This window comes from Rhodovulum imhoffii, assembly GCF_003046545.1.
GTDB classification, from domain to species: domain Bacteria; phylum Pseudomonadota; class Alphaproteobacteria; order Rhodobacterales; family Rhodobacteraceae; genus Rhodovulum; species Rhodovulum imhoffii.
In genome coordinates this window covers 20,716-46,659 of the sequence record NZ_QAAA01000009.1, presented here as the reverse complement: position 1 = coordinate 46,659, position 25,944 = coordinate 20,716, and the positions used below count along the sequence as shown (strand labels likewise).

The window sequence follows — 25,944 nt, the reverse complement described above, 5'->3', positions numbered from 1 at the left end:
GCCTTGCAGGAGCCGAAGATGACCGAGCCCACAGCCGGAAACGGGACCCAACCCCCCCAGATGAAAATGCATGTCCTGGGACAGTTCGTCCGTGACATGTCCTTTGAAAACATGCTGATGCGCCAGGAAGGGAACACCAGCGTCGACCCCGATATTCAGGTTCAGGTCGGGCTGGACGCACGCAAGCGCAATGCCGACCATCAATATGAGGTCATCAGCAAGTTCAACATTTCCTCGAAAAACAAGTCCGACGGGGCAACCATGTTCCTGCTGGAGCTGGAATATGCCGGTGTATTCCACATCGAGAACGTACCCGAAGATCAGATCCACCCCTTCTTGATGATCGAGTGTCCGCGGCTTTTGTTTCCCTTCGTCCGCCGTATCGTCAGCGATGTGACCCGCGATGGCGGCTTTCCGCCACTGAATCTGGAAAACGTCGATTTCCTCCAGCTTTACCGGCAGGAAATCCTGCGCCGGGCCGAGGCCAAAAAGGCCGACAACGAAACCGCCGACGCCTAATCGAACCTGCGCCACAGCGCGCCGTCACCCAAAGTCGCGACAAATTCGGCATGGGCGGCGGCTTCGGCCTCCGTCAGGCGGGACGGAAGAGGGTCCGGGCGCGGCCTGGGTCGCCATGACGCATCAAGGGTGGCGGAGGGTTTCGCGTGCATTTCGTCCGGGCCGGTCAGGGTGAAATCCGGCTGTCGGCCCCCGATCAGCTCAAGATACACTTCGGCCAGAATCTCTGAGTCCAGCAGCGCGCCGTGCTTTTCCCGCGCCGAGTTATCAACCCCGAAGCGGCGGCAAAGCGCGTCAAGCGTCGCCGGTGCGCCGGGGAATTTCGTGCGTGCCATGGCCAGCGTGTCGATTGCCTGGTCCATCGGAAGTTGCGGCAGCCCTGCCCATTCCAGTTCGGCATTCAGAAATTTCATATCGAAGCCGGCATTGTGAATCACCAGCTTGGCGTCACCTATGAAGCACAGAAAATCCTGTGCAACGGCCTTGAAAAGGGGTTTGTCGCGGAGAAAATCGTCCCCCAGCCCGTGCACTTCGAACGCGCCCTGGGGCATTGGCCGTTCCGGGTTGATATATACGTGAAAGGTTTTTTTCGTTGGCAAGTGGTTCCACAACTCCACTGCACCGATTTCAACGACCCTGTGTCCCTCGGACGGTTCAAAGCCCGTCGTTTCCGTGTCCAGCACAATTTCGCGCATTCTGCCGCCCCTCGATCTGCCCGATAAGAGTCTGCACTTCGACGCGGGTCTGTTCAAGGCTGTGCGTTTCGATAACATAATCGGCGCGGGCACGTTTTTCGGTATCGGGCATCTGCCTGGCCAGAATGGCGGAAAGGTGAATCTCCGTCATGCCGGGACGCGCCAGGACCCGGGCGCGCTGAATTTCCAGAGGGGCGGTTACCACCAGAATGCCGTCCAGAATGGACTCGGCGCCCGTCTCAAAAAGCAACGGAATATCGAGCACGATCAGCGGCGCCTGCATATGGTCGGCGATGAAGGCGCGGCGGTCTTCGACCACAAGCGGATGGATAACGGTCTCGATCCGGCTCAGGGCACTGGTATCTTTATCGATCCATGCCTTCAGTGCGGCACGGTCAACCCGACCGTCGCGCACTGCCCCGGGGCAGAGGGTGGCGATGGCCACTACCCCGGCACCGCCGGGCGCGTAAAGCCTGTGAACCGCGGCATCCGCATCCCAGACCGGAACCCCGGCTTCGCGGAAAAATCCCGCAGTGGTGGATTTTCCCATCCCGATCGATCCGGTCAGACCCAAAAGGAAGGGCGCCCCGCTCATCCGGTCAATACCGCGGCCCGCAGGGCGGCATCCACCTCTGGCACCCGGCCAAACCACCGCTCGAATCCGGGCGCAGCCTGATGCAGCAACATCCCCAACCCGTCTACGACGGTTGCGCCTCGGGCGGCGGCCTCCCGCAGGAGGGTCGTTTCAAGGGGGGTGTAAACGATGTCGGTCACGAGAAGCTCCGGGTGCAACATCTCAAATGGGAACGAAAGATCATCCTTGCCGGTCATGCCCAAAGCGGTGGTGTTGACCAGCGTTCTGGCCTCCTTCAGATAGGAAATGGGTTTGTTCCAATCATGGCAAAACACGCGGGGGCCGAACTCCGCGCACAGCGCCTCTGCCCGGGCGCGGGTCCGGTTGGCAAGCCGGATTTCCGGAACCCCGCTTTCCAGCAACGAAACAAGAATTGCCCGCGCCGCCCCCCCAGCCCCAAGCACCACTGCGGGGCCCTGGTGCGGCTGCCAGTCCGGGGCGGACTGATGCAAACTGGCCATAAATCCAAAACCGTCGGTGTTGTCGGCATGTACCGTGCCATCTGCCTGAAAGGTCAACGTGTTCGCCGCCCCAATCCGGGCCGCGCGATCCGTATGGGTATGGGAAAGGGCAAGGGCCGCCTCCTTGTGAGGAAGCGTGACATTGACCCCGACGAATCCCAGGCGCGGCAGGACATGCAGGGCCTCGGCCAGGTCGCAGGGAGCTACATCCATGGGAATATAGTGACCGGACACCTTATAGCGCCGCAACCAATGGCCATGCAGGGCCGGAGATCGCGAATGGGCAACTGGCGATCCGATAACTCCGGCAAGCGGAACAGGATGGGTCATGCGGGCAGCACCCCTCTTGTTGTAAGAAAGGTCAGGAGGGGCAAAAGCGGGAGCCCGAGCACGGTGAAATAATCCCCCTCGACACCGGAAAAAAGGCGTACACCTTCTTCTTCGAGCTTGTAACCCCCGACCGACTCCCCGACCGACGGCCAGTTTCGGTCGAGATAGGCGTCGAGATAGGTATCCGAAATGGAACGCATGGTCAGTGTGGCGCTGCCCACGTGACGCCATAGCGGGGCACCATCGTCGTGAACAACCACCGCTGAGAGAAGCTGGTGCGACTTTCCCCGTAAACTCCGAATCTGGCCACGGACGTCTTCCTTTGTGTCCGGTTTGGAAAAGACCCTGCCACGACAGGTCAGGACCTGATCCGCCCCAATCACAAGGGCTTCGGGGCGTTTTGCGGCAACGCGCGCGGCCTTTGCGGCGGCAAGCGCTTCGGCAATTTCGGCCGGGGTGGCATTTTCGGCCTCCAGGCCGGTGCGAAAGGCCCCCTCATCAATCGCAATCGGGTGGATGTCAAACGACACTCCCGCTGCCCGAAGCAGTCTTGCCCGCACCGCAGACCCAGACGCAAGAACCAGAGGCTGAGACATGTGGGTAACCCTGTTGAAAACCATGGGAAGAGCGGTGGATCCCGCCTGCACAAGTTCTGCCTTTTCGAGAGGCTGTGCTCAACCCTGCCTGTTGTCAACGCTCCACTCCGGAGTCATCCCCTGTGGACTGACTCATCGTCGCAACGGGGATAAGTGTGCAAAGCCTTGAATCCAGCAGTTTTTCCACAGACCGGAAGCTCATCCGCATCATTTAACCAATTGATATATATTTGTTTTTCTGGATGTTGAAATTTTTTAAGAAGTTATCTTCAGAGTTTTCAACAGGAGGTTGCGAGGCGGAAAAATCTGTGGAAATCCGTTTAATCCACAGTCTCCACAGGGCCTTCTACTACCTCATCTTTTCTTTTTATATTGTCCATGTTTTAGAGGTGGTCACGCGAACGCAGACAAGAGACGGAACATGCTTGATCTTCTGGCCTATCTTTACCCTTGGTCGAAATCGTTGCACATCATCGCGGTTTTGACCTGGATGGCAGGTATTTTTTACCTGCCAAGACTGTTTGTTTACCATACGGAACGTGTACAAACGGGGGGGCAAACGGATGAGCTGTTTCAGACCATGGAGATGAAGCTTTTCCGTTATATCATGAACCCGTCTCTGATTGCCGTCTGGATTTTCGGGGTAATGCTGGCGTTCACACCCGGGATCGTCGATTGGTACAGCATCTGGCCATATACGAAGGGTCTTTCCGTCATTGCGATGACCTGGTTTCACATGTGGTTGGGAAAACGGCGTAAAGATTTTATTGCCGCCGGAAATACCCGTAGCGGGCGCACGTTTCGAATGATGAACGAGGTTCCGACGATCCTGATGGTGGTGATCGTTTTCTCAGTGATCTTCAAGTTCTGAGCCCGTTGACTCGCGGACAGACCGGGCGTATGAGTCCGGTCCAACGGGCGGTCCCGCCCGGGTTATTTCCTTACAAATGACGCGACGCTGCCGCGCATCCTGGATATCTCCATGACACAAGAGCGTTTGAATCTGGCCGATCTCAAGGCCAAAAGTCCCAAGGATCTCCTTGCCATGGCTGAGGAGCTGGAGATCGAGAACGCCTCCACCATGCGCAAGGGCGACATGATGTTCTCGATCCTCAAGGAAAGGGCCGAAGACGGGTGGGAAATTTCCGGGGATGGTGTTCTGGAGGTTTTGCAGGACGGATTTGGTTTCTTGCGTTCCCCAGAGGCAAACTACCTGCCGGGTCCGGATGACATTTACGTGTCGCCAGAGATGATCCGACAGCACTCTCTTCGGACGGGGGACACGGTCGAAGGCGTTATGCATGCCCCGCGCGAGAATGAGCGGTATTTTGCAATCACCAAAGTGACGGCAATCAATTTCCAGGATCCGGAAAAGGCCCGGCACAAGATAAACTTCGACAACCTGACGCCGTTGTACCCGGATGAGCGGTTGAAAATGGAAATCGAAGACCCGACGATCAAGGACAGGTCGGCGCGGGTGATTGATCTGATTGCGCCGATCGGGAAGGGGCAGAGATCCCTGATCGTGGCGCCGCCGCGGACGGGGAAAACTGTCCTGTTGCAGAACATTGCCCATTCCATAGAACGAAACCACCCCGAATGTTACCTGATCGTCCTGCTGATCGACGAACGCCCTGAAGAAGTGACCGACATGCAGCGGAGCGTGAAGGGAGAGGTGATTTCCTCCACCTTTGATGAACCGGCAACACGGCATGTGGCCGTGTCTGAGATGGTGATCGAAAAAGCCAAGAGACTGGTGGAGCATAAACGAGATGTTGTTATACTTCTCGACTCCATAACAAGACTTGGTAGGGCATATAATACGGTCGTCCCATCTTCCGGGAAGGTTCTGACCGGCGGCGTGGACGCGAATGCGTTGCAGCGGCCAAAGCGGTTTTTCGGTGCGGCACGGAATATCGAGGAAGGGGGCAGCCTGACCATTATCGCCACGGCCCTGATCGATACCGGATCGCGCATGGATGAAGTAATCTTCGAAGAATTCAAGGGGACGGGGAACTCCGAAATCGTCTTGGATCGCAAAGTTGCGGACAAGCGCGTTTTCCCGTCCATGGATATCCTGAAATCCGGGACCCGGAAGGAAGATCTGTTGGTCGACAAGGGGGATTTGCAAAAAACCTTTGTCCTGCGCAGAATCCTCAACCCAATGGGAACAACCGACGCTATCGAGTTCTTGTTGTCCAAGCTGAAGCAGACGAAGACAAACTCCGAATTCTTCGACTCCATGAATACCTGACACCACCTCGGAGGATGGAGGGTGGATACGATCTTTGCTCAGGCCACTGCCCGTGGGAAAGCGGGTGTGGCTGTGATCCGTATTTCCGGCCCCGGGGCACGGCCGGCTGGGCAGGGCTTGGCCGGGGCATTGCCGCCCTCGCGGCGGGCGGGTTTACGGCGTCTGACATCTTCTTCCGGTGTGCTTCTTGATGAAGCTCTCGTTTTGTTTTTTCCGGAAGGGTCAAGCTTTACCGGAGAAGATATTGTTGAACTGCACTGCCATGGCGGACAGGCGACGATAGCGGCAATTTTACGGGAACTGGGGCAGATGGAAGGGCTGCGCCTGGCAGAACCCGGAGAATTTACGCGCCGCGCGTTGCAAAACGGGTGTCTGGATTTGTCACAGGTCGAGGGGTTGAGCGACCTTCTTGATGCGGAAACAGAAGCACAGAGAAAACAGGCCTTGCGGATTTTTTCTGGATCGCTGGCTGAAAGAATCGAAGCTTGGCGGGGTAAGCTGATCCGGGCGGCAGCCCTTTTGGCGGTTGTGATAGATTTTTCCGACGAAGAAGTTCCGGAAGATGTTCGCCCGGAAGTTTTGCCATTGATCAGAGGGGTTCTTGACGATCTTGGCCGGGAAATTCAAGGCGTTGGGGCGGCAGAGCGCATTCGCGAAGGATTTGAGGTGGCAATTGTCGGGCCACCGAATGCGGGAAAATCTACACTCTTGAACGCACTTGCAGGGCGTGAGGCGGCGATCACCTCTGAACATGCCGGAACGACACGGGATGTGATCGAGGTTCGCATGGACTTGGCGGGGTTGCCCGTGACTTTTCTGGATACGGCCGGGCTGCGCGAGACAGTGGATGCGATTGAGACGATTGGGATTAAGCGGGCTGTCGAACGAGCGCGTGCAGCAGATTTAAGGGTTTTCTTGCAAGACGATCTTGGGGCGCCTCTTTTTCTGGAGCCAGGGCCGGGGGATATCCTTGTCCTCGGTAAGGCGGATCTGAGAGATACAAGAGGCTTTGCGGTTTCCGGGGAGACGGGGGCGGGGCTTGAGACGTTGATCTCCCGGATTACATCTGTTCTCGAGACACGAGCGGGCGCAGCGGGGACCGCCACGCGGGAGCGCCACAGGCAGGCCATGGGGCGGGCCAGAATCGCAATAGAGGCTGCGCAGGCCCGTCTGGAGAGCGGCCTTGAATTGGTTGAACTGGCAGCAGAAGATCTTAACAGCGCGATCCGAAGCCTTGAATCGGTTGTAGGGCGAATCGACGTGGAGACGGTTCTGGATGAAATCTTCGGAAGCTTTTGCCTTGGAAAGTAAGGAGTGTTTCACGTGAAACATCGCATGTTCGATGTGGCCGTGGTTGGGGGGGGGCATGCCGGAACCGAGGCTGCCCACGCTGCCGCGCGCATGGGTGTGCGTGTTGCCTTGGTAACGCTTCGGGAATCGGATATTGGTGTCATGTCTTGCAACCCTGCGATTGGTGGGGTCGGAAAGGGGCATCTGGTGCGCGAAATCGATGCGCTGGATGGAGTAATGGGGCGAATTGCTGACCGTGCAGGCATCCAGTTCCGGCTGCTGAATCGCCGCAAGGGGCCTGCCGTACAGGGACCGCGTGCACAAGCAGACCGATGTTTGTACAGGGCTGAGGCAGAAAGAACCGTACGACTCCAGAAAAATCTGACGTTGATCGAGGGAGAAGTGGCGGACCTGATCGAAAGGGGTGGTTCTGTTTATGGCGTTTTGCTTGCGGATGGCAGTGAAGTTGAGGCCGGGGCAGTAATTTTGACCACAGGGACGTTCCTGCGCGGAACGATTCGTATCGGGGACAAGAGTTTCCCTGGGGGGCGGATGGGGGATAAGCCCTCGATTGCCCTGGCAACGCGGCTCGCGGGATACGGACTTCCCCTGCGCCGTCTGAAAACCGGCACGCCGCCCAGGCTGGACGGACGGACAATCGCGTGGGATCGCCTTGAAAAGCAGCCGGGGGATGAAGATCCGACCCTGTTTTCGTTCCTTTCAAGGAGGCCGACAGCTCGCCAAATTTCCTGTGGAATTACCCATACAAACCCGCAAACCCATGAAATTATAAAGAAAAATATTTCCCGGTCTGCGATGTATGGCGGGCATATCGAAGGGGTTGGGCCACGCTATTGCCCCTCCATCGAAGACAAGGTCATCCGATTTTCACACAAGGAGTCACACCAGATTTTTCTTGAGCCGGAAGGGCTGGACACCGACACTGTTTACCCCAACGGAATTTCGACATCGCTTCCGGAAGATGTTCAGGGTGCGTATGTGCGTTCCATTGCCGGACTTGAGCAGGTACGGATTCTACAGCCGGGTTATGCGATCGAGTATGATTTCGTCGATCCGCGCGCCCTGAAGGCAACGCTCGAACTCAAAGAGGTACGCGGCCTTTTCCTTGCGGGGCAAATCAATGGAACGACGGGTTATGAGGAAGCTGCCGCCCAGGGCTTGGCGGCCGGGTTGAATGCGGCCAGATTAAGCCAGGGGAGGGATGAGGTCCGGTTTGCGAGAACGGACAGCTATATTGGGGTCATGATTGACGATCTCGTGACCCGCGGGGTAACGGAGCCCTATCGGATGTTCACGTCTCGGGCGGAGTTTCGACTGTCGCTGCGCGTGGACAACGCCGACCAGCGGCTGACCCCGACCGGGATTGAACTGGGGTGCATTGGGAAGAGCCGAAAGCGGGCGTTCAACGAAAAGATGGATCTTTTGGCAAGTGCGAATGAAAAGCTTTCCACAATCTCGGTGACGCCTCAGCAATTGAACGCCGTGGGGATCAGGGTTAGTCCCGACGGGGCGCGGCGAAACGGCCTGGACATTCTGGCCTTTCCGGATATTTCCTTTGAACGGCTTCTGCCCTTCTGCCCCGAGCTTTCAGAGTTTTCCGGGGAGATTCGGAAACAAGTGACGTATGACGCGCTGTACGCAAACTATGTCAGGCGCCAGGCCCAGGATGTGGAGGCCATGCGCAGGGATGAGGCTCTGGAGCTTCCGCTGAATTTCGATTACGCGTCGCTGGAGGGTCTTTCCGCTGAGATCAGAGAAAAGCTGGCGCGCCTGCGGCCGGAAACGCTTGCTCAGGCGGCTCGGATCGAGGGGATGACCCCAGCGGCCCTGGCGCTGATTCTCGCGCGCCTGCGGCAAGACCAGCGCCGGCTTGCATGATGGCGCAGAGGGGGCTGCCGGGGCAGGATGTTTCACGTGAAACACTGGAGCGGCTTCATCACTATGAGGGGCTGCTGCGAAAGTGGAACAGCACAATCAATCTTGTTTCCCGGAGCACGATCGACAGCCTGTGGGATCGACACTTCCTTGATTCGGCGCAGATTTTTTCTCTTGTCCAGCCGAAGGGCCTCTGGGCGGATCTTGGCAGCGGAGGGGGCTTTCCTGGGCTTGTGGTTTCGATTCTCGCAGCCGAAAGAAAGCCGGATCTTCGCGTAATGCTGGTGGAAAGCGATCTTCGGAAATCCATATTCCTGCGAACGGTGGTGCGGGAACTCGATTTGAACGCTCTGGTTTTGGCAGAGCGGGCAGAGGCCGTTTCCCCTCTGGGTGCCGCGATTCTGAGCGCCCGTGCCCTTGCCCCATTAGCTGAGCTTTTGACATTCGCAGAGCGCCATCTTCGTCCGGACGGTACGGCGGTTTTTCCAAAAGGCGCACGTTTTCGCGCAGAACTGGATGCCGCGCTTGCATCGTGGCGGTTTGATGTTCAGACTTTTCCCAGCCAGACGAACCCTGATGCTGTAATCCTGAAAATCGGAGGCATTTCCCGTGTCTGAATCCGACGCCCGCAAGGGTCCGAAAATCATCGCGGTTGCCAACCAGAAGGGGGGGGTTGGCAAAACCACAACGGCGATCAATCTCGCAACTGCTTTGGCCGTCGAGGGACTCAAGATTCTCATCGTGGATATTGACCCTCAGGGAAATGCATCGACCGGGCTTGGCGTTGGGGCCGAGCAGCGGGACAAAACAACCTTTGACCTGCTTCTCAGGGAGGCCGAGCCGAGGGACGTGTTTCTGCCAACGGGCGTTGAGCGCCTCATGATATCCCCGGCGACGACGGACCTCAGCTCTGCAGACCTTGAAATTGCGGACAACAACCGCCGGAGCCTTCTTTTACGGGACGCATTACATCAGCCACAGGTCGAATCGTTCGGATTCGATTACATTTTGATCGACTGTCCCCCGTCACTTAACCTTCTTACGGTGAACGCTATGGTTGCCGCTCACTCGGTCCTGGTGCCGCTCCAGGCAGAGTTTTTCGCGCTGGAAGGGCTGTCGCAGCTTATGCTTACGGTGCGGGATCTGCGTCAGGGCGCGAATCCGGAGTTGCGCATCGAGGGAATTGTCCTCACGATGTCTGATGCGCGAAACCGGCTGTCTCAGCAGGTTGAAAACGATGCGCGTGCATATCTCGGGGATCTGGTGTTTGAAACCGTCATTCCCCGGAATGTTCGGTTGAGCGAAGCACCGTCTTTTGCCCTGCCGATACTGGATTATGACCCAAAGTCTAAAGGGGCGGAGGCGTACAGGGCTCTGGCGAAAGAGGTTTTGAAAAGCAAGGTGGCAGTGGCCTGAACGAAGGGCGGGAAAACGATGGTAAAGAAGAATGATCGGCGGGGCCTGGGGCGGGGTCTTTCGGCTCTTATGGCGGATGTAAGTATTCAGCCCGAAGTGAGATCCGGCGATTCGGGTCAGGCCATACGCCCCGACCAAACGCTTTCGCTTGATCTGCTTGAGCCGAATCCGGATCAGCCGAGGCGTCAGTTTTCCGAGGAGGCGCTGAAAGAACTGACGTCCTCCATCCGGGAGAAGGGCGTTTTGCAGCCCCTGATTGTGCGTGTCAGCCCGCGAAAGCCTGGCCATTACGAGATTGTCGCCGGGGAGCGCCGCTGGCGCGCGGCACAGCGGGCACAGCTTCACGATGTCCCCGTGATCGTTCGGGATCTGAACGATACCGAGGTCCTCGAGATTGCGATCATAGAAAACATTCAGCGGGCGGATCTGAACGCTGTCGAGGAGGCAATGGGCTATCGCCAGTTGATGGATCGCTTTGGGCATACGCAGGAAAAGCTGGCGGAGGCGCTTGGGAAAAGCCGCAGCCACATTGCCAACCTGATGCGTCTGCTTCAACTGCCCGATGCTGTTCTGGCGATGTTGCGGGATGGCCGGCTTAGTGCGGGGCATGCCCGGGCCCTCATCACCACACCTGATGCGGAGCGTTTGGCCCAAGAAGTCCTCCGCCGCCAGTTGTCGGTGCGCGAGACGGAGGCGCTTGTCAGGGCGTCGGAAGGCGGGCCAAAAAAGCCGGGGCGAAGGTCCGCGAGGTCAAGGGAAAAAGACGCGGATACCCGTGCTCTGGAACAGGATCTGTCCGCAGCTCTGGGGATGGATGTCAGTATTGAGCATTTGGCGGGTGGCCAATCCGGTCAAGTTGTAATCGGGTACAAGAACCTTGATCAGCTTGATCTTTTGTGCGGGATTCTCAGCGCAACACCGGCGGATCGGTTCGGCTAATCGGTTTCGGGCAAAAGCTCGCGAATGATCCCGTTCAAAACGGCCCGGCCCGCAGGGGTGGCAAAGAGCCGGCCTGAAGCAGCCTCGATCAGCCCAAGATCAGCCAATCCATTGATTTTAAATGAACTTATTTCCGATCCCAGAAAGGCCTCATACCGCGCCAGGCTGATCCCGTCTCGCAACCGAAGCCCCATCATCAGGTATTCCTCGGCCTGGTCGCGCGTGGACAGGGGCGCTGGAGGCCGTTCTCCGCTGCCGCGCGTCTCCACGGCTTCCAGCCATGCGTCCGGCCGGCTCAGGGCTTCTGTGGCAAAGCGCCGCCCGTGCAATGACATACGGCCATGTGCGCCCGGGCCGATCCCTGCGTAATCGCCATAGCGCCAGTAAATCAGGTTGTGCCGCGATTCCGCCCCGGGGCGAGCGTGGTTGGAAATCTCGTAAGCCGGGAGCCCGGCCCGCTCACACAGCGCCTGTGTCAGTTCATAAAGGTCGGCCCCTGTGTCTTCGTCAGGCAGCCCGTGCAACCGGCCGCTGGCCAGGCGGTCTCCGAACGCCGTGCCCGGCTCGATCGTCAGTTGGTAAAGCGAAAGATGATCCGCCGCCATGGCAAGCGCCTCGGACAGTTCGCGATGCCAGTCTTGCAGTGTCTGATCCTGTCGTCCGTAGATCAGGTCGAAGCTGACCCGTGAAAACCGATCACGGGCGATATCGAAGGCGGCGCGGGCTTCGGCGCTGCTGTGCAGTCGGCCAAGGCGGCGCAGATCCGCGTCTCGCAGTGCCTGAATGCCCAACGATACACGGGTCACGCCCGCATCGCGGTAGGCGGAAAAGCGTCCGGCCTCAACCGAGGTGGGGTTGGCTTCCAGCGTGACCTCCAGATCGTTCACGCTGATCCATGTGGCGCGCGCCCTCTGTATGATGGCGCGGACCAGGTCGGGGTCCATCAGGCTGGGCGTGCCGCCTCCGAAGAAGATCGAATTGAGAGTACGTACGGGGGTTTTGGCACCGATACGGTCTATTTCGGTCAGAAAAGCACGCTCCCATCGAAGCCGGTCGACGGATTCGGCAACATGGGAGTTGAAATCGCAATAGGGGCATTTGGACAGGCAAAATGGCCAATGAATGTACAGCCCGAAGCCGCCCGCCTGCCAGTCTTCAGCCGCCAAAAGCGTGGACCAGTTTTTCGAAGGCACGGGCGCGATGGCTGATCTTGTTTTTTTCCCAACGATCCATCTCGCCAAAGGTGATTTCATAGCCCTCGGGCTGGAAAATCGGGTCATAGCCGTGACCTTGCTCGCCGCGCATCGGCCAGACGATACGACCGGGCATCTGTCCTTCGAACACCTCGTCGTGTCCATCGGGCCAGGCCAGTACGAAGGTACAGCAAAAGCGGGCGGTGCGGGGCTCCGGTGCGTTTACCTTTTCCAGCCTGGCCCAGGTATTTTCCATTGCCATGACAAAATCGCGCCCCTGCGACGTTGTCGCCCAGTCGGCTGTGTAAACGCCGGGGGCGCCGTTCAGCGCGTCGATCTCTATTCCACTGTCATCGGCCAGTGCGGGCAGGCCGGTGGCCCTGGCCGCGGCATGGGCCTTGATGCGGGCATTCCCGAGGAACGTCGCTTCCGTTTCCTTGGGTTCGGGCAGGTTCATCTCTGTTGCTGAGATTGTGGAAACACCGTAAGGCGACAGCAGGGCGGCAATCTCCTCCAGCTTTCCCCGGTTGTGGGTGGCGACCAGAAGCCGGTCGCCCGCAAAGCGGCGCATGGTTCAGCCCCCCACTGCGGCGGTTTGAGCGGCGGCCAGTTCGTTCACACCCTTCTCGGCCAGGTCCAGAAGCAGACCCATCTGATCGCGGGTATAGGTGGCGCCCTCGGCCGACATCTGTACTTCGATCAGCCGGTTTCCGCCCAGCATGACGAAGTTGCCGTCCACACCGGCCCGGCTGTCTTCGGCATAGTCGAGGTCCAATACCGGCTGACCCGCATAAATTCCGCAGGAGACGGCCGCAACCGGCGCGACCAGCGGGTCGGAGGTCACATCCCCGGCTTTCATCAGCGCATTGACCGCCAGCCGCAGCGCAACCCAACCGCCGGTGATGGCCGCGCAACGCGTGCCGCCATCGGCCTGAAGGACATCGCAGTCGACGGTGATCTGGCGTTCGCCAAGGGCGACACGATCGACCCCCGCGCGCAGAGAACGCCCGATCAGGCGCTGTATCTCGACAGTTCGCCCGCCTTGTTTTCCCTGAGCGGCCTCGCGCCGCATACGCGATCCGGTGGCGCGCGGCAGCATGCCGTATTCCGCGGTGACCCAACCAAGGCCGGAGTTCTTCAGAAACGGCGGCACGCGCTCCTCCAGGCTGGCGGTGCACAGGACATGGGTGTCGCCGACCCTTATAAGGCAGGAGCCTTCCGCATGTTTGGTCACGCCGGTCTCGATTGAAATCGGGCGCATTTCGCTTATGTCTCGACCAGATGGGCGCATGGTACTTCCTTTGTTTAGGGGTGGGGCTTTGCTCCCATGAAGGGGGCGCTGATGCAAGCCCGATTGACGTTTCCGCCCCGCGCCATTTAATGGCATACGCTTGTGGGAGATCCGCCAGGTGAATGACACAGCCAGCCTTCTCAGGGAACTGAATCATCGCAGCCGCGAGGTTTTTCGCCGTGTTGTCGAGGGCTATCTCGAATCCGGCGATCCGGTGGGGTCTCGTACACTGACCCGCACGATGAACGAGAAGGTCAGTGCCGCCACCATCCGCAACGTGATGCAGGATCTCGAATATCTCGGTCTGCTCGACAGTCCCCATGTCTCTGCGGGGCGGGTTCCGACGCAGCTTGGCCTGCGGATGTTCGTGGATGGGCTGCTTGAGGTCCGGGACCTGGAATCCACGGACCGCGAACAGATCGACGCTACCCTTGGCTGCAATGAGCGTGACGTGACGACGATGCTCGACAAGGTCGGGGCGGCCCTGTCCGGGGTCACCCATGGCGCCAGCCTTGTCCTTGCGCCCAAGCATGAGGCTCCGATCCGGCATATCGAATTTGTCAGCCTTGCGCCGGACCGTGCGCTGGCGGTTCTGGTTTTTGCGGACGGTCATGTGGAGAACCGCGTTTTTCAGCCCGCTCCGGGGCAGACACCATCCTCCATGCGCGAGGCGGCGAATTTTCTCAACGCTCTGGCGGAAGGCAAGACGCTGGGGGAGTTGCTCCAGGGTATCCGCGCAGAGATTCACCGCCGCCGCCAGGAAATCGACGTGCTCGCCCATGCGATGGTCGAAAGCGGTCTTGCAATCTGGGAAAACGAAGGGGAACCGCAGGAGCGTCTGATCGTCCGGGGTCAGGCCAATCTTCTGGGGGATGAGGCCGTGCCGACCGACCTGGAGCGGATTCGCGTCCTCTTCGACGATCTGGAGCGCAAGCGCGATATTGTGGAGTTCCTCGAGCTTGCCGAGCAGGGGGAAGGCGTGCGTATTTTCATCGGGTCGGAGAACAAGCTTTTTTCACTTTCGGGTTCCTCTTTGGTGATCTCTCCATATATGAACGCTGACCGGAAGATCATTGGTGCGGTTGGAGTCATCGGACCGACCCGGCTCAACTACGGACGGATCGTACCGATCGTGGACTACACCGCACAACTGGTCGGGAAGCTGATTTCCGACCGGGGCTAAGAGGGAAGAAATGGCAAATCCTGAAAAAGACGACAGCGTGAATATCGAACAGCTTACCAAGGATGGCGCCGCTGAAGAGCCTGGCGCATCGCATGGGGAAGGTACCCCCCCCGAAGAGGATCTGACTGCCCTGCGTGCGGAACGCGACGACCTGCGCGACCGTTTCATGCGGGCATTGGCGGATGCGGAAAATGCCCGCAAGCGCAGTGAGCGCGACCGCCGCGAGGCCGAGAATTATGGAGGTTCCAGGCTGGCGCGGGACATGCTGCCGGTCTATGATAACCTGTCCCGTGCGCTGGATGTCGTGACCGATGAGCAGCGCGAGGCGAACGGGCCGCTTATCGAAGGGATCGAACTGACCCTGCGGGAACTTCTGAACGTATTCTCCAAACACGGGATTGAACGTGTCGCCCCCGAGGTCGGGGATTCGTTCGACCCGCAACTCCACCAGGCGATGTTCGAGGCCCCGGTGCCCGACACCAGGGCCGGGGACATCATCCAGGTGATGGCCGTGGGGTTCATGCTGCATGACCGCCTTCTGCGCCCCGCGCAGGTCGGGGTGTCTTCCACACCGGCAACTTAATCCAGAAGTGCCTTCAGCACGTACACGAGATCCAGAGCGGCTTTCGGTGTCAGCTCGTCGGGGTGAATCCCGGCGAGCTTTTCCTCGACTTCAGAACGATGCTCACAAGGGCGGGTTGCCGGGGCCTGAGCCGCCGAAAACAGCGGCAAGTCATCCACCAGCGTTTTCTTTGCGCGCGTCCCTTCGCGGTCGCCCCGTTCGAGCGCCTCCAGAACCACGCGCGCCCGCTCCACCACGCTGTCGGGCAACCCCGCAAGCCGTGCCACCTGCACCCCGTAAGACCGGTCTGCCGCGCCCTGGCGGACCTCGTGCAGGAAGATGACCTCACCCTGCCACTCCTTCACCGCGACGGTGGCATTTTTCACTCCGGCCAGCTTGCCCGCCAGCGAGGTCATCTCGTGATAATGGGTGGCGAAAAGCGCCCGGCAGCGGTTTACCCCATGCAGGTGTTCCAGCGTGGCCCAGGCGATGGAAAGACCGTCATACGTGGCGGTGCCGCGTCCGATTTCATCCAGGATGACCAGCGCCCGGTCGTCGGCCTGGTTCAGGATGGCCGCCGTTTCAACCATTTCCACCATGAAGGTGGAGCGTCCCCGCGCCAGATCGTCCGCCGCGCCCACCCGGCTGAAGATCTGGGATACAAGCCCCACATGTGCCTCCTGCGCAGGGACGAAGCTGCCCGTCTGTGCAAGCAGGGCGATCAGGGCGTTCTGGCGCAAGAAGGTCGATTTTCCGGCCATGTTCGGCCCGGTCAGAAGCCAGATATGGGCTTGGTCCGCGCCGTCTGACAGGTTGCAATCGTTGGCGACGAAAGGGGCGGCCCCCTGTTTGCGCAAGGCCAGCTCCACCACCGGGTGGCGTCCGCCGCGGACATTAAAGATGCGGTTCTCCCCGACCTTTGGTTCGCACCAGCCTTCGCCCCGTGCCAGATCGGCCAGTGCGGCGGACAAGTCGATCTCCGCCAGTGCCGCCGCTGTCTGGCCCAGTGGCCCCGCGCGGTCCAAAACGGCCTGGCGCAGGTGCTCGAACAGTCGCTTTTCGATCTCCAGCGCGCGGCTGCCCGCGTTCAGAATGCGAGTTTCCATCTCCGACAGATCCACGGTGGTGAAGCGCGCGGCATTCGCGGTGGTCTGGCGGTGAATGAAGCGGTCTGAAAGGGGGGGCGACAGCATCTTCTCCGCATGGGTTGCAGTGACTTCGATGAAGTAGCCCAACACATTGTTGTGCCTGACTTTCAGCGAGCCGATCCCGCTTTCCTGGGCATATTGTGACTGCATCCGGGCAATGATGCCCCGGCCTTCGTCGCGCAACGTACGCGCTTCGTCCAGGTCCGCGTCATGGCCGGGGGCGATAAAGCCGCCCTCACGGGCCAAAAGCGGCGGTTCTGCCACAAGCGCCTTCTCCAGCAACTCCAGCAACGCGTCATGCCCGGTGAGATCTGCGCACCGGTCACGCAGAGGCTTGGGCAAGTCGGCGGCGTCCAGAAGGGCGGTCAGGGTCATGGCCTGCGCCAGCCCGTTACGAACCGCAGCCAGGTCGCGTGGGCCGCCGCGATCAAGGGCAAGGCGCGAAAGGGCCCGGTCGATATCGGGGCATTTGCGCAGGTTGTCGCGCAGGGCGTTGCACAACGTGTGATCTTCCACCAGCGCGCGCACCGCGGTCAACCGGGCTCTGATCGTGTCCAGATCGCGGGAGGGGCTGGACAGGCGCCGTTCCAGCAGGCGCGCGCCGCCGGCGGTGACCGTGCGGTCGATCGCCGCCAGCAGACTGCCCTCGCGCCCTCCGGAAAGGTTTGCGGTCAGTTCCAGGTTACGACGCGTGGCGGCATCGATCTGGACGATTCCGGCCTCTGCCTCCCGGTGCGGTTTCTGCAGGAGCGGGAGCTTTCCCTTCTGGGTAATGTCCAGATAATCGACGATGGCGCCCATGGCGGAAAGTTCGGCGCGGGAGAACGCCCCGAACCCTTCCAGGGTTTCCACGCCAAAAAGCGCCCCCAGACGCGCCTCGGCCGAAGTGCTGTCAAAGCTGGCACGTGCGAGCGGTGTTACCGCCGCGCCGGATTGTCCAACCGTGTCGGCCCATCCGCCTTCGGCTCCGTCTGGCACCAAAACTTCACGCGGGGCGAGGCGCGCAAGTTGCGGGCTCAGCCGCACCGGGGGGCAGGACATCACCCGGAATGCCCCGGTGGAAATATCCACCCAGGCCAGCGCGCCCGAATCGCGCACCAGCGCGCAGGCGGCCAGGAAATTGTGCCGGCGCGCCTCCAGCAAGGTGTCCTCGGTCAGGGTTCCAGGGGTGACAAGGCGTACGACATCGCGCTTTACCACTGACCTGGACCCGCGCTTCCTTGCCTCGGCCGGGTCCTCGAGCTGTTCGCACACGGCAACCCGAAAACCCTTGCGGATCAGTGTCAGCAGATAATTTTCCGCTGCGTGCACCGGTACGCCGCACATGGGGATATCCTCGCCCAGATGTTTGCCGCGCCTGGTCAGGGCAATGTCCAGCGCCTGCGCTGCGGCGACGGCATCGTCAAAGAACATCTCGTAGAAATCGCCCATCCGGTAGAACAACAGCGCACCGGGATGGGCGGCCTTGATCTCAAGATATTGCGCCATCATTGGCGTGACGGTTTCCCCTTTAGCCACGTTTGCCCCCGCTTTCTGGTCCGGCGACCTTACAAACCGCGCCGCGCCGCGAAAAGCCACATTTCCATCGGTGTTGAGGCCGTCGGCCCTTGACGCTAAGAAAACGTTGTGCAGGAGGAGACAGACCCCACATGTCCGACAAATCGAAAATCACCCCCGAAGAGGCGCTGCGGTACCATATCCACCCCACGCCCGGCAAATACGAGGTCGTCGCCTCCAAGCCGATGACCACCCAGCGCGATCTCAGCCTGGCCTATTCACCCGGTGTCGCGGTTCCGGTGGAGGCCATCGCCGAAGCCCCCGAAACGGCTTACGACTATACGACCAAGGGGAATCTTGTTGCCGTGGTGTCGAACGGCACCGCGATTCTGGGGCTTGGAAATCTCGGGGCCCTGGCTTCCAAGCCGGTGATGGAAGGAAAGTCGGTGCTGTTCAAGCGATTTGCCGACGTCAACGCCATCGACATCGAACTGGACACCGAAGATCCAGAGGAAATCATCAAGGCCGTCAAGCTGATGGGGCCGACCTTCGGCGGTATCAACCTCGAAGACATCAAGGCGCCGGAGTGCTTCATCATTGAGCAGCGTCTGAAGGAGGAGATGGACATCCCCGTCTTTCACGACGATCAGCACGGCACGGCGGTGATCTGCGCAGCGGGGCTGATCAATGCGCTGCACCTGACGGGCAAGCGGCTTGAGGATTGCCGCATCGTGCTCAACGGCGCGGGGGCGGCGGGGATCGCCTGCCTCGAACTGGTCAAGGCCATGGGCGCAAAGCATGACAACTGCATCATGTGCGACACCAAAGGCGTGATCTACCAGGGCCGCAAGGAGGGCATGAACCAATGGAAATCGGCCCATGCCGCGAACACGGACGCCCGAACCCTTGAAGACGCGATGAACGGCGCGGACGTTTTCCTTGGCGTCAGCGCCAAAGGCGCCGTAACCCCCGAGATGGTCGCCAGCATGGCCGACGATCCGGTCATCTTTGCCATGGCCAATCCGGACCCGGAGATTTCCCCCGAAGAGGCCCACGCCGTGCGGGCCGACGCCATCGTTGCCACGGGCCGGTCGGATTATCCCAATCAGGTGAACAACGTTCTCGGCTTTCCGTATCTCTTTCGGGGAGCACTGGACATCCATGCCCGCGCCATCAACGACGAGATGAAGATCGCCTGTGCCCAGGCGCTGGCCGAGCTGGCACGCCTGGACGTGCCCGACGAGGTTGCCATCGCCTATGGACGCAAGCTGTCCTTCGGGCGCGATTACATTATTCCCACCCCGTTCGATCCGCGGCTGATCTGGGTCATTCCGCCCGCAGTGGCGCAGGCGGGGATGGAAACCGGGGTCGCCCGCCGCCCGATCGTGGATATGGGCCGCTATCGTGACGCCCTGAAGGCCCGGATGGACCCGACGGCCTCGGTACTGTCGGGTATTGCGGCACGGGCCAAGGCCGCACAGGCCCGGATGATCTTTGCCGAAGGCGACGATGAGCGGGTTCTGCGCGCCGCAGTCAGCTATCAGCGTGCGGGTTATGGGAAGGCGCTGGTTGTGGGCCGGGAGTCCGACGTGAAACAGAGGCTGGAGGCTGCGGGCCTGGGCGATGCCAGCCGTGAGCTGGAAGTTGTCAACGCCGCCAATTCCCGCCATCTCGACGCCTATCGAGATTTTCTTTACAATCGGCTGCAGCGGAAGGGTTTTGATACCCATGATATCGACCGCCTGGCCAAGCGCGACCGGCATGTGTTTTCCGCCCTGATGCTGGCGCATGGCCATGGCGATGCCCTGGTTACCGGTGCGACCCGCAAATCGGCCCATGTCATGAAGCTGATCAACCACGTTTTCGACGCCACCGCAGAAGACGGGGCCGTGGGGGTCACCGCGCTTTTGCACAAGGGCAAGATCGTGTTCATTGCCGATACGCTGGTACATGAATGGCCCAATGAGGAAGATCTCGCCAACATTGCGGAACGGGGCGTTGCCGTGGCCCGCAGCCTGGGGATTGAGCCACGCGTGGCGTTTTTGTCCTTTTCGACCTTTGGCTATCCGGTCAGCGAGAGGGCGACGAAGATGCACGTGGCCTCGCGCGTGCTGGACAGGCGCGGCGTCGATTTCGAATACGATGGCGAAATGACCGTGGATGTCGCCCTGAACATGGAGGCGATGTCCAAGTACCCGTTCTGCCGCCTGACCGGCCCGGCCAACGTTCTGGTCGTGCCTGCGCGGCACTCGGCCTCGATCTCGGTCAAGCTGATGCAGGAGATGGCCGGAGCAACGGTGATCGGCCCGATCCTGTCGGGCGTAGACAAGCCGATCCAGATCTGCTCGACCGTGTCGACGGTGAACGACATCACCAACATGGCGCTTCTGGCCGCCTGTGAGGTCGGATGACGGTCTTTTGCCTTGGTTCGATCAATGTGGATCACGTTTATCGTGTGCCGCATCTGCCCGGACCGGGGGAAACATTGGCCGCAACGGAGGTTACGACAGGCCTGGGCGGCAAGGGGGCCAATCAGTCGGTGGCGGCGGCGCGGGCCGGGGCGCGGGTGGTGCATATCGGGGCCGTCGGACCGGATGGAGACCGGATGGTCGCGGCGTTGGCCGCGTATGGTGTCGATATAGACCACATCGTGCGGGTGGAGGACCCCACAGGCCATGCGATCATCACCGTGGAGGCGCGGGGAGAAAACGCCATCGTCCTTTTCCCCGGTGCGAACTGTCGTCAAAGCGTCGCCCGTATTGCCGAAGTTCTGGCGGCGGCCGGGCCAGAGGATACGCTGCTTTTGCAAAATGAAACATCTCATCAGGTTGAGGCCGCAAGGATTGGCCGCGAAAAAGGCGCGCGCGTCATCTATTCTGCCGCACCGTTCGACGTGGATGCCGTACGCGCGGTGCTGCCCCACGTCTCGCTTCTGGCGATGAATGCGGTTGAGGCCGAACAGCTTCAGGCTGCCCTTGGGACATTGGCCGGAACCGAGAAGATCGTGACCCAGGGGGCCAAGGGGGCGTGGTGGCATTTCGGGGGACGGGCCCTGCATGCCCCCGCCTTTCGCGTTGATCCGGTGGATACCACCGGGGCGGGAGATTGCTTCATTGGTGCGGTGGCGGCGGCGCTGGACGAACAGGCAGACCGGGCGTGTGCCCTTCGCTTTGCCAGCGCAGCGGCGGCCCTGAAGGTGACGCGTGCCGGGGCAGGGGATGCCATGCCGGCGCGCGCCGAAATAGAGGCACTGCTGAACGTCTGAGGTTGCGGCCCGGCCCTTAGCCCAGGCGACGGTTGCGCATCGCCAGAAGGCGCAGGCGCAGGGCATTCAGCTTGATGAAACCCGCAGCGTCTTTCTGGTCGTAGGCGCCGGCATCGTCTTCGAAGGTGACATGTTCCTCGGAATAGAGGCTGTGCTCCGACCAGCGGCCCACGGTGCGGGCCAGGCCCTTGTACAGCTTCAGTCGCACGGTGCCGGTGACGTGCTCCTGGGATTTGTCGATCAGGGCTTGCAGCATCTCGCGCTCGGGGCTGAACCAGAAGCCGTTATAGATGAGTTCCGCATATTGCGGCATGATCTGGTCTTTCAGATGCGCCGCGCCGCGATCCAAAGTGATCTGTTCGATCCCGCGGTGGGCTTCCAGCAGGATCGTGCCGCCGGGGGTTTCGTAGATGCCGCGCGATTTCATGCCGACAAAGCGCCCCTCTACAAGGTCCAGCCGCCCGATCCCGTGGAGGCGGCCATATTCGTTCAGCGTTGTCAGGAGCGCGGCGGGGGACATCGCCACGCCGTTGACGGAAACGGCATCGCCCTTTTCAAAACCGACCTCGATGTATTCTGGCGCATCTGGCGCGTCTTCGGGGTGGTTGGTACGCTGATAAACGTAATCGGGCGCGTCCTGCGCGGGGTCTTCCAGCACCTTGCCTTCGGAGGATGTGTGCAGAAGGTTTGCATCGACGCTGAAGGGGGCCTCGCCGCGCTTGTCCTTGGCAATCGGGATCTGGTTCTTTTCGGCGAAATCCAGAAGCTTCGTGCGGCTGGTCAGGTCCCACTCCCGCCACGGGGCGATCACCTTGATGTCCGGGTTCAGAGCGTAGGCCGCCAGTTCGAACCGCACCTGGTCGTTGCCCTTGCCGGTGGCGCCGTGGGCGACGGCATCGGCGCCGGTCCGTTCGGCGATTTCGATCAGGCGCTTGGAAATCAGCGGGCGGGCGATAGATGTGCCCAGAAGATACAGCCCCTCATACACGGCGTTTGCGCGGAACATCGGGAAGACGAAGTCGCGAACGAATTCTTCGCGCAGGTCTTCTATGAAAATTTCCTTCACGCCCAACATTTCGGCCTTCTTGCGGGCGGGCTCCAGCTCCTCCCCCTGGCCGAGATCGGCGGTGAAGGTGACCACCTCGCAGCCATATTCGGCCTGAAGCCATTTCAGGATGATCGATGTGTCGAGACCGCCGGAATAGGCCAGGACGACTTTCTTGGGCGCGGACATGCGGGAAACTCCGGGTGATACCATTTTCCGCGCGATAGCGGGTTTTTGGTTCAAGGGCAAGTTCACCGCCTCAGCTGTGGCTTGCGTCGGCCGGGCTTTCGCGCGAAAGCTTGCGCATGACAGAGTTCGCCTCCCTTGCCCGCGCCGCCGAAACGGCGATGCGCGATGTGTTTCCTCCAACGCCGTTGCAGCGCAACGACCATCTCAGCGCGCGCTTTGGCGCGGAGATCCTGCTCAAGCGCGAGGACCTGACCCCGGTCCGCTCTTACAAGATCCGCGGGGCCTTCAACGCCATGCGCAAGGTTCTGGCAGAGGGTGCGCAAAGGCTGTTCGTTGCGGCCAGCGCGGGAAACCATGCGCAGGGCATGGCTTATATCTGCCGGCATTTCGGGGCAAACGGGGTGATCTTCATGCCCGTCACCACACCCCAGCAAAAGATCGACAAAACCCGGACCTTCGGGGGAGAGAACATCGAAATCCGCCTGACCGGAGATTACTTCGACGAAACGCTCGCGGCCGCACAGGCCTATTGCGTCGGGGCGGAGGGGCATTTCCTGGCACCCTTCGACGACGAGGACGTGATTGAGGGGCAGGCCTCTGTCGCGGTGGAGATTCTGTCTCAGATGGAGACCCCGCCGAATCTGGTGATTTTGCCGGTCGGGGGCGGTGGCCTTGCCGCGGGGGTGGTTTCGTTCATGCGGCAGATGGCTCCGCAGGTGGAGGTTCGCTTCGTGGAGCCGGCCGGGGGGGCTTCGCTGAGCGCGGCCGTGGCGGCCGGGCGGCCCGTGACCCTGGGCGAGGTGGACAATTTCGTGGATGGTGCTGCGGTGGCGAGGATCGGGGAAAAGCCCTTCGCGCGGCTGAGCGGGATCGCGCCGGGGCAGATTCTGACCGCCCCCGAAAACCGCATCTGCACAACGATCATGGAGATGCTCAATATCGAAGGTATCGTACTGGAACCGGCCGGGGCGCTTTCGGTTGATGTCCTGCCTGTTCTGGCAGAGGAAATCGCCGGCAAAACCGTTGTCTGCGTGACCTCTGGCGGGAACTTCGATTTCGAACGCCTGCCCGACGTGAAGGAGCGCGCCCTGCGCTACTCGGGGGTGAAAAAGTATTTCATCCTGCGCCTGCCCCAGCGTCCCGGTGCGCTGCGCGACTTCCTGCATCTCCTGGGGCCGGATGACGATGTGGCGCGCTTTGAATATCTCAAGAAATCCGCGCGCAATTTCGGGTCGGTGCTGATCGGGATCGAAACGCGGAATGCCGCCAACTTCCCCCCGCTTCTGGCGCGGCTGGACAAGGGCGGGTTCGTCTATCACGATATCACGAACGATCCGACCCTGGCCGAGTTCATCATCTGATGCCGGGCCATGTCGCCCGCCCGTCGAGAAACGCGGACCGCGAAGCCCGATAGCAGTCGCGCAACGCCACGATGTTCACCGCACCGGGGCCGCGCGCCTTCGCCTTCCGGCTTTCTTCGCGGCAAAGTCGGCAGAGCGCGTCAAACCCGAGGTTCAGCGCCGACCCGGTAATGAAATGCAGGTCTTCCTCCAACCGGGAATTCGGGGAGAGGGCGACAAACACTGCGTCGATTTCTTCCATGAACAAGGCCACCACATCTTCAAACGCGTCATGGCCGACTTCTTCGCGCAGTTGGGAAACGCGGATCCAGTCTATCATGGGGCCCCCTGAGTCCAGACAGGCTTCTGAAGATGGCGGCCGGTTCTTAAGGTCGGGTTTGGGAAACCGCGAATACACAGACAACCCAGCCTTTCAGTTAAAATTAACCCAAGTCGTGAATCTCGTGAGAAAAGGTTCAACAGGATAATCTCTTGGGGCAAAGGTTCGATGTGATCGGCACTTTTGGGGGGAGGGGACGGGGAACCGTCCTTCTCGTCGACGACAGTCGTATGCAACGGCGCATCCTGAGGGCGTTGCTGGAACGATGGGGGTTTGCCGTGTACGAGGCCGGGGGGGCTGCCGCGGCGCTGGAAATCTGCCGGGCCACCCATGTGGACATCGTCATAAGCGACTGGATGATGCCCGGCATGACCGGGCTGGAATTCTGCCGGGCATTTCGTGACCTGCCGCGGGAGAACTATGGCTACTTTATTGTTTTAACGTCAAAATCAGAGATCGGCGAACTCGTTCACGGGTTGGAAGCCGGAGCGGACGATTTCCTGATCAAGCCCGTACACGCAAATGAATTGCGTGCCCGTATCGCGGGGGGGGAGCGTGTTCTGGGCATGGAGCGGGAACTGAATCACAAGAATCGTCAACTCCAGGAGGCTCTGGCGCGGCTGAACGGGCTTTATGATTCTCTGAACAGGGACCTGTTGGAGGCCCGCAAGCTCCAGCAATCGCTTCTGCGGGCCCCGTTCCAGAGATTCGGCGGGGCTCAGGTGTCGCTGCTCCTGCGGCCCAGCGGCCATGTGGGCGGCGACCTGGTGGGATGTTTTCCCGTGGGGGAAACCCGCCTGGGGGTGTTTTGCGTCGATGTGTCGGGCCATGGGGTCACCTCGGCCCTGATGGCGGCACGGCTGGCGGCGCTTTTCTCGGCCGGTACGCCGGAACACAATATCGCGCTGGCGCCGGACCGGAGCGGGCGGTTTCGCGCCCGCCCGCCGGATGAGGTTGCCCGTGCGATCAACCGCCTGCTGCTTCAGGACAAGGACAACGACATCTACATCACCCTGCTTTTGGCTTATATACACCTTCAATCCGGGCGGCTGAGCTTTGTGCAGGCCGGGCATCCGCCCCCCGTCGTTCAGCGCCGCTGCGGCGAAGTCGAGTGCCTCGGAGAGGGAGGTCTGCCGGTTGGCTTGCTGGAAGAGGCCGATTTCGAGTGCTGCGAAACGATTCTTCGCCCCGGTGAAAGGCTTCTGATCGTGTCGGATGGCGTGACCGAATGCGCGGATCCGCAGGGGCGGCAGGTCGACATTGCGGGGCTGGCGCGCGTAATGCGTCAGAACGCAAAGGCCAGAGGTCCCGATTTTCTCTCCCGGTTGGAGCGCACCCTGGAAGATCATGCCGCCGGGGAACCCCTGCGCGATGATATCTCCGCGGTTTTGTTGGAGCGTGATGCGCCACCCGCCTAGCGCAGAAGGCGTGTGACGAACAGCCGGTCCCCGTCATTGGCAAGTTGCGTGGCCGCGACCTCGGGAGACATCCAGATCGCGGTATGTCCGGCCTCTTGCGGGGGGCCGAGGTGGCGCACCGGTCGGGCAAGGTAGACAAGGCACAGTTTCTCTGCCCACAGATCGTATTCCGGCATGTAGGTAAAACGCCGGAACGCACCCAGGCGCCGGTGAACCCGGATGCGCCAGCCGGTTTCTTCCCGGACCTCCCGGTGAAGGGCCTGAAGGGGGGATTCGCCGGGGTCGATGCCGCCGCCGGGCAACTGGATTTCGGGGGTGGGGGCGGCCTGATGGGTCAGCAAAAGCGCCCCATCGCGGGCCAGCACCGCATAGGCCCCCCGCCGCAGGGTGTATTGTCGGTTCGGGTTGACCGGCTCTCCGACCCGTCTGATCATGTGGTGCCC

Annotated in this window: 25 protein-coding genes; 14 read left to right on the top strand and 11 right to left on the bottom strand. The window is 60.7% G+C overall.

All coding sequences use genetic code 11. The annotated features are described in order from the left end of the window. The first annotated feature begins 18 nt into the window (after nt 1-18). Entirely contained in the window at nt 19-519 is a 501-nt protein-coding gene (gene secB, locus C8N32_RS08730; protein WP_107892561.1) for a protein-export chaperone SecB, read from the top strand. Here the strand turns inward: secB and dnaQ are convergent. From dnaQ to C8N32_RS08710, 4 genes are read right to left on the bottom strand one after another with little or no spacing between them, the layout of a single operon-like run. Continuing rightward, nucleotides 516-1,214, bottom strand: coding sequence for a DNA polymerase III subunit epsilon (dnaQ, locus tag C8N32_RS08725; RefSeq protein ID WP_107892558.1), 699 nt, complete (start codon nt 1,212-1,214; stop codon nt 516-518). The genes secB and dnaQ overlap by 4 nt on opposite strands. After that, complete coding sequence (gene coaE, locus C8N32_RS08720; RefSeq protein ID WP_107892556.1) at nt 1,174-1,809, bottom strand: dephospho-CoA kinase; 636 nt, start codon at nt 1,807-1,809, stop codon at nt 1,174-1,176. Before coaE ends, dnaQ begins: the two co-directional genes overlap by 41 nt. Then, nucleotides 1,806-2,639, bottom strand: coding sequence for a shikimate dehydrogenase (locus tag C8N32_RS08715; protein WP_107892554.1), 834 nt, complete (start codon nt 2,637-2,639; stop codon nt 1,806-1,808). The genes coaE and C8N32_RS08715 overlap by 4 nt, the downstream gene beginning before the upstream one ends. Next, nucleotides 2,636-3,235 carry a Maf family protein gene (locus C8N32_RS08710; protein ID WP_107892691.1) on the bottom strand — a complete coding sequence of 200 codons (600 nt, stop codon included), beginning with the start codon at nt 3,233-3,235 and terminating at the stop codon, nt 2,636-2,638. The genes C8N32_RS08715 and C8N32_RS08710 overlap by 4 nt, the downstream gene beginning before the upstream one ends. A gap of 421 nt (nt 3,236-3,656) precedes the next feature. Between C8N32_RS08710 and C8N32_RS08705 the strand changes: the two genes are divergently transcribed. The 7 genes from C8N32_RS08705 to C8N32_RS08675 all read left to right on the top strand — a co-directional run bounded on the left by C8N32_RS08705 (nt 3,657) and on the right by C8N32_RS08675 (nt 11,030). Then, nucleotides 3,657-4,106, top strand: a complete 450-nt coding sequence (locus C8N32_RS08705; protein ID WP_107892552.1) for a CopD family protein — start codon at nt 3,657-3,659, stop codon at nt 4,104-4,106. A gap of 111 nt (nt 4,107-4,217) precedes the next feature. Further along, the gene (rho, locus tag C8N32_RS08700; RefSeq protein WP_107892549.1) at nt 4,218-5,489 is read left to right on the top strand and encodes a transcription termination factor Rho; all 1,272 of its coding nucleotides are present in this window, start codon (nt 4,218-4,220) and stop codon (nt 5,487-5,489) included. Nucleotides 5,490-5,510: 21 nt separating this feature from the next. After that, a complete protein-coding gene (gene mnmE / locus C8N32_RS08695) occupies nt 5,511-6,800 on the top strand; it encodes a tRNA uridine-5-carboxymethylaminomethyl(34) synthesis GTPase MnmE (protein ID WP_107892547.1) in 1,290 nt (429 codons plus the stop codon). A 12-nt stretch (nt 6,801-6,812) separates the two neighbouring features. Then, nucleotides 6,813-8,678 carry a tRNA uridine-5-carboxymethylaminomethyl(34) synthesis enzyme MnmG gene (gene mnmG / locus C8N32_RS08690; RefSeq protein WP_107892690.1) on the top strand — a complete coding sequence of 622 codons (1,866 nt, stop codon included), beginning with the start codon at nt 6,813-6,815 and terminating at the stop codon, nt 8,676-8,678. Continuing rightward, on the top strand, nt 8,678-9,292 hold the full coding sequence (gene rsmG, locus C8N32_RS08685; protein ID WP_107892689.1) for a 16S rRNA (guanine(527)-N(7))-methyltransferase RsmG: 615 nt from the start codon (nt 8,678-8,680) through the stop codon (nt 9,290-9,292). The genes mnmG and rsmG overlap by 1 nt, the downstream gene beginning before the upstream one ends. After that, the gene (locus C8N32_RS08680; RefSeq protein WP_107892544.1) at nt 9,285-10,091 is read left to right on the top strand and encodes a ParA family protein; all 807 of its coding nucleotides are present in this window, start codon (nt 9,285-9,287) and stop codon (nt 10,089-10,091) included. Before rsmG ends, C8N32_RS08680 begins: the two co-directional genes overlap by 8 nt. Nucleotides 10,092-10,109: 18 nt before the next feature. Then, a complete protein-coding gene (locus tag C8N32_RS08675; protein ID WP_107892542.1) occupies nt 10,110-11,030 on the top strand; it encodes a ParB/RepB/Spo0J family partition protein in 921 nt (306 codons plus the stop codon). On the opposite strand, the gene hemW is transcribed toward C8N32_RS08675, so the two are convergent. From hemW to rph, 3 genes are read right to left on the bottom strand one after another with little or no spacing between them, the layout of a single operon-like run. Further along, nucleotides 11,027-12,223, bottom strand: coding sequence for a radical SAM family heme chaperone HemW (hemW, locus tag C8N32_RS08670; protein ID WP_244905909.1), 1,197 nt, complete (start codon nt 12,221-12,223; stop codon nt 11,027-11,029). The two genes, C8N32_RS08675 and hemW, sit on opposite strands and share 4 nt — an antisense overlap. Further along, entirely contained in the window at nt 12,186-12,794 is a 609-nt protein-coding gene (gene rdgB / locus C8N32_RS08665; RefSeq protein ID WP_107892538.1) for an RdgB/HAM1 family non-canonical purine NTP pyrophosphatase, read from the bottom strand. Before rdgB ends, hemW begins: the two co-directional genes overlap by 38 nt. Before the next feature lie 3 nt (nt 12,795-12,797). Beyond that, on the bottom strand, nt 12,798-13,514 hold the full coding sequence (gene rph / locus C8N32_RS08660; RefSeq protein WP_107892536.1) for a ribonuclease PH: 717 nt from the start codon (nt 13,512-13,514) through the stop codon (nt 12,798-12,800). A 118-nt stretch (nt 13,515-13,632) separates the two neighbouring features. Here rph and hrcA point away from each other — a divergent pair, with 118 nt between their 5' ends. Both hrcA and C8N32_RS08650 read left to right on the top strand, forming a co-directional pair. Beyond that, nucleotides 13,633-14,697: a heat-inducible transcriptional repressor HrcA gene (hrcA, locus tag C8N32_RS08655; RefSeq protein WP_107892533.1), complete on the top strand. Its 1,065-nt coding sequence runs from the start codon at nt 13,633-13,635 to the stop codon at nt 14,695-14,697. 10 nt (nt 14,698-14,707) lie between these two features. Continuing rightward, entirely contained in the window at nt 14,708-15,280 is a 573-nt protein-coding gene (locus tag C8N32_RS08650) for a nucleotide exchange factor GrpE (RefSeq protein ID WP_107892531.1), read from the top strand. Here C8N32_RS08650 and mutS read toward each other — a convergent pair. Then, complete coding sequence (gene mutS / locus C8N32_RS08645; protein ID WP_107892529.1) at nt 15,277-17,898, bottom strand: DNA mismatch repair protein MutS; 2,622 nt, start codon at nt 17,896-17,898, stop codon at nt 15,277-15,279. The genes C8N32_RS08650 and mutS overlap by 4 nt on opposite strands. Before the next feature lie 158 nt (nt 17,899-18,056). Between mutS and C8N32_RS08640 the strand changes: the two genes are divergently transcribed. Then, nucleotides 18,057-20,315: an NADP-dependent malic enzyme gene (locus tag C8N32_RS08640; protein ID WP_107892527.1), complete on the top strand. Its 2,259-nt coding sequence runs from the start codon at nt 18,057-18,059 to the stop codon at nt 20,313-20,315. Continuing rightward, nucleotides 20,312-21,169: a ribokinase gene (locus C8N32_RS08635; protein WP_107892525.1), complete on the top strand. Its 858-nt coding sequence runs from the start codon at nt 20,312-20,314 to the stop codon at nt 21,167-21,169. The genes C8N32_RS08640 and C8N32_RS08635 overlap by 4 nt, the downstream gene beginning before the upstream one ends. Nucleotides 21,170-21,185: 16 nt before the next feature. On the opposite strand, the gene C8N32_RS08630 is transcribed toward C8N32_RS08635, so the two are convergent. Continuing rightward, nucleotides 21,186-22,403: an argininosuccinate synthase gene (locus tag C8N32_RS08630; protein ID WP_107892523.1), complete on the bottom strand. Its 1,218-nt coding sequence runs from the start codon at nt 22,401-22,403 to the stop codon at nt 21,186-21,188. 116 nt (nt 22,404-22,519) lie between these two features. On the opposite strand from C8N32_RS08630, the gene ilvA reads away from it, so the two are divergent. Beyond that, a complete protein-coding gene (gene ilvA, locus C8N32_RS08625; RefSeq protein ID WP_107892521.1) occupies nt 22,520-23,764 on the top strand; it encodes a threonine ammonia-lyase IlvA in 1,245 nt (414 codons plus the stop codon). Here the strand turns inward: ilvA and C8N32_RS08620 are convergent. Next, entirely contained in the window at nt 23,757-24,083 is a 327-nt protein-coding gene (locus C8N32_RS08620) for a hypothetical protein (protein ID WP_107892519.1), read from the bottom strand. The genes ilvA and C8N32_RS08620 overlap by 8 nt on opposite strands. A gap of 170 nt (nt 24,084-24,253) precedes the next feature. On the opposite strand from C8N32_RS08620, the gene C8N32_RS08615 reads away from it, so the two are divergent. After that, the gene (locus C8N32_RS08615) at nt 24,254-25,501 is read left to right on the top strand and encodes a PP2C family protein-serine/threonine phosphatase (protein WP_280523235.1); all 1,248 of its coding nucleotides are present in this window, start codon (nt 24,254-24,256) and stop codon (nt 25,499-25,501) included. Here the strand turns inward: C8N32_RS08615 and C8N32_RS08610 are convergent. After that, nucleotides 25,498-25,935: an NUDIX domain-containing protein gene (locus C8N32_RS08610; protein ID WP_107892515.1), complete on the bottom strand. Its 438-nt coding sequence runs from the start codon at nt 25,933-25,935 to the stop codon at nt 25,498-25,500. The two genes, C8N32_RS08615 and C8N32_RS08610, sit on opposite strands and share 4 nt — an antisense overlap. Nucleotides 25,936-25,944: the final 9 nt, after the last annotated feature.